This is a genomic window from Hydrocoleum sp. CS-953 (genome assembly GCF_002260545.1).
Lineage (GTDB): Bacteria > Cyanobacteriota > Cyanobacteriia > Cyanobacteriales > Microcoleaceae > Trichodesmium.
Genome location: NZ_LGSU01000187.1, coordinates 1 through 2,379, shown reverse-complemented (window position 1 = coordinate 2,379; position 2,379 = coordinate 1). Strand labels below are relative to the sequence as shown.

The following is a 2,379-nucleotide window of genomic DNA, read 5'->3' as shown; positions in this document are numbered from 1 at the left end:
ATACAAACTCTTTGGATTTAATAAAGGTAATTTTAAAACCTCAATCCAATCTATCAGTTGAAAATCTGTTTCTAAATCTGAATCATCTTGAAATGCAGTAGTCAAAATCTGATTAACTGCTTTGGCAATACAATGTTCAACTAACCAATCATTAGTCCGTTCTAAATCTCGGTCAAACTCCAAATAAATTGCACCTATTAGAGCTTCAAAAATTTGAGCTAAAATTTTATTTTGCTCACTTTTATACTTCCATTTATAACTTTTTCCCAATAAAGAAAACTGCCTCAACTTTAAATCTCTAGCAAATTCAGAAAACATCTGTCTACTAATAATATCGCTTTCTATAATAGTCAGAGTTGCTTTACCTAAACTAGAAAAATTGTCTGATAAATAGTTACTAACAATTCGACAAAAAACTACATAGCCCAAGTTAGCCAAACCCTGATGCTCTAGAGCCTGTTGTTTTTGTTCTGGCCTCATAATATTAGTCCCATCATAAATGTGATTTGGATGAGTCAGAGCAATTTCCAATAGTTCAGGATGTTCAAATTCGGGGATAGAGATACTCACTTTTTTTACAGCCTCAATATTTAAGCCCATAATATTATCACTAACTCCATAAAATGAGATTTAATTAATAATTACTACAATCTCTTAGTAGATAATTACAGAATAGTTAATAATTTAATCAGATTTGTATCAAAAAAGTGTGAGAGATTGTTTTTAAAGTAAATCTAAAAAAGGGGGATAGAGAACAACTTAACTGAGAACAGGGAACAAAAAATAATACAAAGGTATTTCCCACTATAAAATTTCCACTATAAAACAGGATTGAAATATATAGCAATCCTCCGCATATTCGTGGCAAAAATCTTAGTGCTTTTTAGGGAAAACTTAACTGGGAACACTTAACTGGTGGGAGTTTCAACTCTTTTATCTATTTTTTGATTTGTCACGACCTATTTAGGATTGCTATAGTTAGCATTTTATAGCAGTTTTATGACCAAGAAATAAGATTTAAAGTCTCCCTAGTCAAGAAGATCAAAAAGAAATTTCCTATTTTCTTGCTTCCTAATTCAGATTTAAGATACTGATAACTGATAACTGATAACTGAAATGACTTATGTCTACAGAAATTAAACTGGTTAAACAACATCGATGCTTTGGTGGCACAGTTAGCTATTATTTCCACTTATCTTACACCTGTAATATTGAGATGCGTTTCTCAATTTATCAACCACTGCAAGGGAAATTAAAACCTCTGCCAATTCTGTATTTTCTCTCTGGTTTAACTTGTACTGAAGATAATTTTATGGCTAAAGCAGGAGCGCAACAATTTGCTAATAAATATGGATTAATTTTAGTTGTACCAGATACAAGTCCACGCAATACTGGTATTGTTGGAGAGGATGATGATTGGGATTTTGGTACAGGTGCAGGATTCTATATTAATGCTACTTCAGAACCTTGGAAAAAACATTATCAAATGTATAGTTATGTAGTTGAAGAATTACCAGAAATTATTGCCAAAAATTTTCTAGTACAACCAGATAAACAAAGTATTTTCGGTCACTCTATGGGAGGTCATGGAGCATTAATTTGTGCTTTGAAAAATCCTGAAAAATATCAATCTGTTTCTGCTTTTGCTCCAATTGCAGCACCTATGCGTTGTCCTTGGGGTGAAAAAGCTTTTACCAATTATTTAGGTACAAATCAAGAAAGTTGGCGTGATTATGATGCTAGTGAATTAGTTTTAACTTCTGGTTATAATCGTCCGATTTTAATTGATGTAGGAACTGCTGATCCTTTTTTGGTTCAAAAACAATTACTCCCAGAAGTGTTTGAAAATTCCTGTGAAAAAGTTGGCTTACCCCTGACTTTAAGAATGCAAGAAAATTACGATCATAGCTATTATTTCATTGCATCTTTTATCGAAGATCATATTCGTTATCATGCTGAAGCTTTAAACTGAATTAAGACTATAGCAATCCTAAATAGGTTTGATATTTTGTTGTAGGGGTTTGGTCTCCAAACCCAGTTATTCCAGCAGTAGACCAATACACTTTAAATGGTTGATTTAGAAAAAAATTCTCAAACCTTGCTATAGCAAATGAAATTTTCTGACTATTGCTCTATACCCAATCATCAAATTCATTTTCTGAAGCTCACGCCAGATGTAGATAAATCGTGAAATTTTCTGACTATTGCTCTATACCCAATCATCAAATTCATTTTCTGAAGCACACGCCAGATGTAGATAAAAATTTTCTGACTATTGCTCTATACGCAATAATTAAATTCATTTTCTGAAGCACACGCCAGATGTAGATAAAAATTTTCTGACTATTGCTCTATACGCAATAATTAAATTCATTTTCT

2 protein-coding genes are annotated in these 2,379 nt (G+C 32.1%); one reads left to right on the top strand and one right to left on the bottom strand.

What is annotated here, in order from left to right; translation table 11 throughout:
- The coding region (locus AFK68_RS01530; protein WP_210407167.1) for a ribonuclease III domain-containing protein at positions 1–570 on the bottom strand (570 nt) is incomplete at its 3' end.
- Between the two features lie 553 nt (positions 571–1,123).
- Between AFK68_RS01530 and fghA the strand changes: the two genes are divergently transcribed.
- Positions 1,124–1,972, top strand: coding sequence for an S-formylglutathione hydrolase (fghA, locus tag AFK68_RS01525; protein ID WP_094671081.1), 849 nt, complete (start codon positions 1,124–1,126; stop codon positions 1,970–1,972).
- Positions 1,973–2,379 lie beyond the last annotated feature (407 nt).